At 69.5% G+C, this 7,435-nt stretch carries 7 protein-coding genes and 2 pseudogenes; 5 read left to right on the top strand and 4 right to left on the bottom strand.

The window, feature by feature from the left end; all coding sequences use genetic code 11:
* Positions 1 to 119: 119 nt before the first annotated feature.
* From H5J33_RS37545 to H5J33_RS17435, 3 genes are all read left to right on the top strand, one after another.
* The gene (locus tag H5J33_RS37545; protein WP_181795846.1) at positions 120 to 1,310 is read left to right on the top strand and encodes a cytochrome P450; all 1,191 of its coding nucleotides are present in this window, start codon (positions 120 to 122) and stop codon (positions 1,308 to 1,310) included.
* Positions 1,307 to 1,534 (top strand): ferredoxin, encoded by a 228-nt coding sequence (locus H5J33_RS37540; RefSeq protein ID WP_181795847.1) that lies wholly within the window; start codon positions 1,307 to 1,309, stop codon positions 1,532 to 1,534. Before H5J33_RS37545 ends, H5J33_RS37540 begins: the two co-directional genes overlap by 4 nt.
* Before the next feature lie 220 nt (positions 1,535 to 1,754).
* On the top strand, positions 1,755 to 2,288 hold the full coding sequence (locus tag H5J33_RS17435; RefSeq protein WP_181795845.1) for a GNAT family N-acetyltransferase: 534 nt from the start codon (positions 1,755 to 1,757) through the stop codon (positions 2,286 to 2,288).
* Positions 2,289 to 2,635: 347 nt separating this feature from the next.
* On the opposite strand, the pseudogene H5J33_RS17430 reads toward H5J33_RS17435, so the two are convergent.
* From H5J33_RS17430 to H5J33_RS38690, 3 genes and pseudogenes are all read right to left on the bottom strand, one after another.
* Positions 2,636 to 2,863 (bottom strand): annotated as a pseudogene (locus tag H5J33_RS17430) (ATP-binding protein); the annotation flags it as partial.
* Between the two features lie 148 nt (positions 2,864 to 3,011).
* Positions 3,012 to 3,338 (bottom strand): annotated as a pseudogene (locus H5J33_RS38695) (LysR substrate-binding domain-containing protein); the annotation flags it as partial.
* The gene (locus H5J33_RS38690; RefSeq protein ID WP_399552849.1) at positions 3,220 to 3,612 is read right to left on the bottom strand and encodes a LysR family transcriptional regulator; all 393 of its coding nucleotides are present in this window, start codon (positions 3,610 to 3,612) and stop codon (positions 3,220 to 3,222) included. The pseudogene H5J33_RS38695 and the gene H5J33_RS38690, both read right to left, overlap by 119 nt.
* Positions 3,613 to 4,043: 431 nt before the next feature.
* Between H5J33_RS38690 and H5J33_RS17415 the strand changes: the two genes are divergently transcribed.
* A complete protein-coding gene (locus H5J33_RS17415) occupies positions 4,044 to 5,270 on the top strand; it encodes an MFS transporter (RefSeq protein ID WP_181795844.1) in 1,227 nt (408 codons plus the stop codon).
* Between the two features lie 772 nt (positions 5,271 to 6,042).
* On the opposite strand, the gene H5J33_RS17410 is transcribed toward H5J33_RS17415, so the two are convergent.
* Complete coding sequence (locus H5J33_RS17410; RefSeq protein ID WP_181795843.1) at positions 6,043 to 6,819, bottom strand: hypothetical protein; 777 nt, start codon at positions 6,817 to 6,819, stop codon at positions 6,043 to 6,045.
* A 106-nt stretch (positions 6,820 to 6,925) separates the two neighbouring features.
* Between H5J33_RS17410 and H5J33_RS17405 the strand changes: the two genes are divergently transcribed.
* On the top strand, positions 6,926 to 7,435 hold a 510-nt coding region (locus tag H5J33_RS17405), incomplete at its 3' end, for an SMI1/KNR4 family protein (RefSeq protein WP_181795842.1).

Below are 7,435 nucleotides of genomic sequence, written 5' to 3'. Positions count from 1 at the left end.
CCACGTCCGGTGGCGCTGCCACGGGGGGCCGTCCGGTGGCTGACAAAGCCCTGTTGCCGACGCCGGTGAGCGGCCGTGATCATCGAGTGACATCCACCGAGCGACCGGGAGGTCACGCCATGACGGTCACGGCCGAGCAGCCCGTCCCCTATCCGTTCAACGCGCCCGACGGGCTGAGCCTGGCGGACGCGTACCAGGCGGCGCTGGAGGAACCGGGCCTGATACGCGTGCGTCTGGCATACGGGGAGCCCGCCTGGCTGGCCACCCGGTATGCCGACGCGCGCCTGGTTCTGGGTGACCGCCGCTTCAGCAGGGCGGAGGCGCTGCGGCACGACGCACCACGTCATTCGGAGGGCAGCCAGGACAGCGGCATCCTCAGCATGGACCCGCCCGGGCACACGCGGCTGCGCACGCTGGTGGCGAAGGCGTTCACCGTGCACCAAGTGGAGAAACTGCGTCCGGCGGTCCGGGATCTGGCGCACCGGCTGCTCGACGAGATGGAGGCCATGGGGCAGCCCGCCGACCTCGTGGAGCACTACGCGCTGCCGATCCCGGTCGCCGTCATCTGCCGCATGCTGGGAGTGCCGGAGGAGGACCGCCCCAGATTTCGCGCCTGGAGCGACGCGGCGCTCTCCACCAGCTCCCTGACGGCTGCGGAGTCAGAACGCAACAGGCAGGAACTGCGGGCCTACATGACCGGACTGGTGGCGGACCACCGGCGCAACCCGCGGCCCGACCTGATGACGGGCCTGATCGAGGCGCGTGACACCGGTGACAGGCTGAGCGAACTGGAACTGGTCGATCTGTGCGACGGCATCCTCATCGCCGGTCACGAGACGACGGCCACACAGATCCCCAACTTCGTGCACACGCTGCTCGACCACCCCGAGCAGATGGCGATACTCCGCAAGAGCCCCGAGCTGCTGCACGGCGCGGTCGAGGAACTCATGCGCTTCGTGCCCCTGGGCAGCGGCGCGAGCTTCCCCAGGTACGCCACCGAGGACGTGGAGGTCGGCGGTACCCTCGTCCGTGCCGGTGAGCCCGTCCTGGTCGCCATCGGCGCCGCCAACCGCGACGCGCTGAAGTTCACGGACCCCGGCCGGCTCGACATCACCCGGACCGGCGTCCAGCATCTCGGGTTCGGGCACGGGGTGCACCACTGTCTGGGCGCACCGCTCGCCAGGCTGGAGCTCCAGGAGGCTCTGGGGGCCCTGCTCGAACGCTTCCCCCGTCTGCGTCTCGCGGGCGACGTGCGGTGGAAGGACCAGATGCTGGTCCGTGGTCCGCGCGAGATGCCGGTGGGGTGGTGAGGGCGGTGTCCTGGACGACCGGGGTGGACCGCACGCTGTGCATGGGGTCGGGCATGTGCGCCGGTATCGCACCCGAGCTGTACCGGCTGGACGACGAGGGCCGGGCGGAGCCGCTCGCCGCGGACATCCCCGAGGACGAACGTGCGCTGGACGCCGCGGACTCCTGCCCGGCGACGGCGATCTCAGTACGTGCCGGGCAACGGCTGATCGGGCCGCGCCCGTGACCGGTGCGTCCGGAGCTTCCCCCGCCGTGACCGCGATGCCTCGTCGCGCTGGAGTGGACGGCGGCCGGGCTGGAGGGGCTGTGCTTGGGCTTCGTTGATGTCTGGGGACAGCGTTTGACACCCAGGGATGGATCTCGGTTGTCCCGCATATCGAGCGTCTACGATCGGCGCCGTGCCCCCGTGGCACGGCAGCTCGCTCGCCCGTGGGATGGTTGCTGTCATGACTGTTGGCGCGCCGGGCAGCGAGGTTCTACTCGAGACGAGTCGGCTGCTGCTCAGACCTTGGCGGGTAGACGAGGCTGCCGTCCAGCGTGAACTGTGGACCGAACGTGATCCACGAGTGCCGCCGCACCGCCGAATCGACGCGGACGGACACCCTACGGTCGCGGAACTCGAGGATTCGATCCGCACCAACAAGGTGGGGTCGACCGGGTTGCTGGCGGTCGAACGGAAGGCGTCTCGGGACGTCATCGGCTATTGCGGGCTCGTCGACAGCGGGCGAGGAGCGGTAGGGGAACCGGAACTTGCATTCGAGCTGCTACGCCGAGTTTGGCGTCAGGGATACGCGACCGAGGCCTCGTTGGCGGTTCTGGAATGGGCGCGATCGTCTGGGTACGAACGTCTGTGGGCCACCGTCTGGGACTGGAACACCGCTTCTCGCAGAGTGCTGGCCAAGGTCGGGTTCACCGAGACCGATCGGAAGGAAGTGGACGCGGTGCACGGGACCACCCTGTTCACCACGAGACGGCTCTGACACACCCGACGTCTGACCTTGCGGACGGATCCGTGAAGGGCCGCCTGGCGACAGGTGCCCCCTTTGCGTCGGCAGGCAGAAGCAGATGCCGCACGCACTCCACGCCAGGACGCTGGGCATGGAACATCACGGTGCCCGGCCGGGCCGTTCTCATGGGTCTCGCCGAGCCCGGTGATCGGACCGCGGTCGGCTGAAGCGTCACACCTGTCTCCGCCCGTCTCAGCGTCAATCCGCGTGAAGTCGTGCACGTCAGCTGTACTCGGGGGTGCGCGTTGACTCGCACGCCGACACGGGACGGCCAGCCGTCCGTCGCGGCGGCTGGCCGTCGAGGCAGGCAGCGGCAAGAGTCAGCCAGCCTTCGCCGGCTCCTCGGCTCGTGCTCGTGTGCTCGCGAGGCGGCAGGAGTCGGTGCCGGTCTCGATGATGGTGCCGTTGGACGTGAGCCGGTCGACGACGGCCGCGCACAGCCGCGGATCCGTGAACGTCTTCGTCCAGCCGCCGAACGACTCGTTCGAGGCGTTCGCAACGCTGTTCTTCTCCTCGCGTTCGGTCAGGACCTGGAAGAGGAGCACGGCCAAGGTCAGTGGCCGGAGGTGTGTTCCAGGAAGCGGCGCAGTGCCGGATTGGGGTTGCCAGCATGTGCTCCTCCTCGGGCTCCCAGTGAGCGACGGGCGGGCGAACGCCTTCGCCGAACACCTGATCGAGCATCCGGTCCCACATGCGCGGGCCGTGCTCGCGCGGCCACCACACCAGCGGGCGGCCGGTCACGTCGGCGCGGCTCAGGCGGCGCTTGCGGGCCAGCTGGTCGGTACTGGGGACGGCCGCCACGATGGCCTCGTCGCCGACCGTGCGGCCGGCCAGGTCATCGCGCGGGTCGTTCAGCATCCGCAGGAACGCCGCGTCGATCGAGCGCTCCCGCAGTCGCTGTTCGTCACGTGCGGTGAACCCGCTGGTCACCCATACCCTCACGGCCGGGTTGGCGGCGCGGAACGAGTCCACGAGTTCGGTGACGACGCCGCGCGGCGCGGACCGGGTGAGACTGAGGGTCAGGCGTCCGGCCTCCCCGGTGCCGTGATGGCGGGCCGGTTCCATGGCGGCGGGCGCGGGCGAGGATGTCCTTCGCGGCGGGCAGCAGCGCCGTTCCGGCGTCGGCCGGCGTCACACCGCGCCGGTTGTGCGTGAACAGCTCGACGGCCAACACCCGTTCGAGTGCCCTGATCTGCCGGCTGAGCCCGGGCTGGGCAACGTGCAGCCGCTGCGCCGCGCGGCCGAAATGCAGCTCTTCGGCGACCACGACGAAATAGCGCAGATGCCGCAGTTCCATGCCCGCCCCGGGTGAACACCTTCCGCTCCGCCCGCGCGAGGGCCTCCAGGGCCTTGCCGCGGCGCGGGGACGGTTGCTGCTGCTCGTGATCGCTCATGTGACCAGAAGGCCACAGCGCGCCTGTAGGCAGAGGGAAACGTCACGGCGCCGAAGTCGCACGCGAGTACGTCCACAGCGCACATATGGACGGCGATGCGCGTGCGTCGCAGAGGGAACTGGCCCAAGTCGCGCATGAACTGAGCGGCGCCGGATTCCCGCCGTAGAACCCCCCTTACTGAACCGGTTACCTGCGACGACCGCGGGGACGCCGATGAGCGGATTCGCGACGCCACCCTTCGCGACGGCGCTCATGTCGCAGAACTGCCAGCCCTCGCCCCGCCGCTCCTGCTGCACTGATCAGGCAACAGCACACTCATCACAGGACGGAAGTCATGGCTGCATCCACCACCGCCACCACGCGCGCTCCTGGCGGGGCCAATTCACCACACCACTCCCCGGTGATCGGATGGCTGGCCGTCGTCGCGGTGATGCTGGGCATCTTTTCCATCGTCACCACGGAAATCCTCCCCATCGGGCTTCTGACCAAGATCGGTGCGAGCTTCACCATCTCCGACGGCATGGCCGGACTGATGATGACCATGCCCGGCTTCCTCGCGGCGATCGCCGCACCCGTCGTCACCGTCGCGACCGCGCGGATCGACCGCCGCCTGATGCTGTGCGCCTTCATGGTCCTGCTCGCCGCGGCGAACCTCCTGGCAGCGGCAGCCCCCGACTACTGGCTGGTCCTGGTCTCCCGCGTCATCGTCGGCATCGTCATCGGCGGCTTCTGGCCCATCGGCGCCTCACTGGCCGAACGCCTAGTCCCCGCCGCATCCGTCGGCCGAGCCACCGCGGTGATCTTCTCCGCGGTGCCCCTGGGTTCCGTACTCGGCGTACCGGCCGGCACATTCATCGGCGACCTGGCCGGATGGCGTACCGCGTTCATCGCCATGGGCGGCCTCACCGTCGGCGTCCTGATCATGCTGCTGATCGTCACACCGCCCCTGCCACCGCAGCAGACCATCCGCCTGGGCGTCCTGCGGGGCATGCTCCACCGCGTATCCACGCGCTTCGCCCTCCTGCTGACCGTTCTGGTGGTGCTGGCGCACTTCGGTACGTACACCTACGTCACCCCGTTCCTCGAGCAGGTCACCGACGCGGGCTCCGGGCTCATCACCGTCTTCCTGCTCATCTACGGCGTGGCGGGCATTCTCGGCAACTTCCTGGGCGGCTCCCTGGTCGCACGCCACCCGCGGGCCACCTTCGGCACCGCCGCCGGCATGATCGCCGCCGCCACCCTGCTCCTGCCCGTCCTGGGTCAATGGAAAGCCGGAGCGGTCGCCCTCCTGATCGTCTGGGGCGTGGCGTACGGGGCGGTACCCGTCTCCTCCCAGACGTGGTTCACCAAGGCGAGTCCCGACACCCCCGAGGCCGCCTCAGTCGTGTTCACCGCGTCGTTCCAGGCCACGATCTCCCTCGGTGCTCTGACCGGCGGAATCGTCGTCGACGCCAGCTCGCCCTCGACGGTCATGACCTTGGGCGGCATGACGGCCGTCGTCATGGTCATCGCCGTATGGGTCCACTACGCCCGACGCCTGACCTGGCCGGACAACGCCTGACCCGCCCCGGCCTTGCCCAAGACCTGGCGCGCCCGGACCTTTTGCTTCACTGCCGGGAGGAATCGGGAAATCCGATGCGTGTACCTTGTGTCAAGGTTAACGGTTTCGACGCCAGGCCGATCGGTGGCGGGAGGAAGCCCTCGAGGCCGCGCTGCCCGCGCTGCTGGCCCGGACCCCTGCCAAGCGGCTGCGCAGCCGGCTCCTGGTGCACGCCGACGACAAGACGCTGGCCGCCCTGGCAGCCGACGGCACCGTGACCGCCGCCGGCGTGCCCGCATCCTGCGGCACCGCCGGGCCGGGGCCGGGCTGATCTCCGCGCTGGCACGACACCCCGGCCAGGTCGATGCGGCCATCGCGCTCTTGCCCCGCCTCCCCCAGCATGAGGCGGAGCAGGTCATCCGGGACGGGGATCCCGACTGGTACAGCCGCGCCAAGGGCGCAGCGTCGGTCCCGACCGTGCCGCCACAGCTGTTCGACGCCGTCCTGGAAGCCTGCCTCACCCCGCTCGCCGCGTACCTGCTTCACCCGGGCCCGAGGAGGGCTGGGAAGAGGTGTCCGCGTTCTCGAGCGCCGGCCGTCGCACCTCCCAGTGGCGGGGGCCGCCGTTACAGCTGGGCCGCGGGTTCGAGCTGACGGGCGGTCGCCTCGCGCTCGCCGACGCGGCGAACGCCATCCGGCGGCACCCGCCGTCCAAGCGCCCCGGCGTGTGTCTGCCGTAGGCGAGAAGGCTCGGATCGGCGGCGCCGGTGGTCGTACGGATGGTGCGTGAGTCTCAGCCTTCCATGCTGTAGCTGAACGTCTCCTTGAACGCGTCCGTGTTGGCCTGCGCCACGTACTGGCAGCCCTCGAGGAAGTGCTCCTCGGTGTCTGTGGCGAAGCCGTTGTCGCTCACCAGCCGGGCGAGCGAGTCGTACTCCTTCAGCGCACGCTCGCGCAGCTCCGGCGTGTCGGGCACCTCCTTGCGGTGGAACTGGGACTCTGCCGATCCACCGGCCGGGGCGAAGATCGCGTGCTGCGAAAACGCCTCCTCCAAGGTGAGCCCCGACGTGATCACCTGGTTGAAGGCCGCGATGGCGACGGTCGGGTCGGCCGCGGCCCGGCGGAACTCGGCGCCCTGGATGACGGCCACGGCCTTCGCGCAGTACTTCCGGCTCTCGGGCGTCACCCCCACGAAGGCGTCGCCCGGGTCGGACAGGGCGCGGACGAACCGGGCGGCCAACTCCTCGTCGTCCAGGTCGGTGTGAGTCCGCACCGCCGCGAACAGTTCTGCGTAGTTGTGCTCCGTCGGGCCGCCGAGCAGGAAGTTGCCGGTGTGGCCGATGCTGTACTGGTTGCCGGGTACGTGCTTGTAGGTGAAGTCCGAGACGATCTTCGTGGTGTCCCGGAACCCCACGAGCTCCTTGTTCGTGCTCACGTCGGAGGCCCGGCGGCGGAAGTTGGGGAGCCGGCTGATCTTCTGATCGTCCGAGATCTGCGTCGCCGGCTCGACCCCCTGTTCGTAACACGATCTGGAAAGTGGTCGTCGAGGGATGGCGATCGTCGGATCCATGCCGGCCGCTCCGGTGGGCTGCCGACCGTTCCTGGAGCGTCGCTCTCCCATGGGTGGCCGATGGCTTCTTGGTGTTGCGGCTCAGGCTTCCGATACCTTGCGTGGCATGAGTGGCAGCTTCGACGTGGCCGAGGCCCTGGCCGGCGGGATTTCCGATCGGGAGCGGGCCTGGGCGTTCATCCGCAGTTTTGCTGGTGCTTGGGGCGATCCGCTGACCGAGGACGACGGCACGCCCGGGGCGGAACTGGCGCAGGCGGAGGCGGTTCTCGGCTGCTCGCTGCCGGCTGCGCTGCACGAGTTCTATACGCTCGCCGGAGCCCGGACCGACCTGGTCGCCAACCAGGACCCCCTGCTGCCGCCTCACGAGATGTTCGTGCATGAGGAGTGCGGCGGGGTCCTCGTATTCCGCAGCGAGAACCAGGGCTGCGCCTTCTGGGGTGTGCGCCTTACCGACCTTGTCCAAGACGATCCCCCAGTGTTCGTCCAGGCGCGGCACGGCTGGGTGCCGTTCATGGACCGGGTGTCCTTGGCCTGCGTCGAGCTGGTGCTGAGCGAGGCGCTGTTCGGCGGCGGGGGACGGCTGTACAACGCGTGCGAGCTGCCGGGAGACCTGCTT

This window comes from Streptomyces sp. WELS2 (genome assembly GCF_013870595.1).
GTDB lineage: Bacteria > Actinomycetota > Actinomycetes > Streptomycetales > Streptomycetaceae > Streptomyces.
Note: the sequence above shows the minus strand (reverse complement) of the source record. Positions and strands in the feature narration are given on the sequence as shown.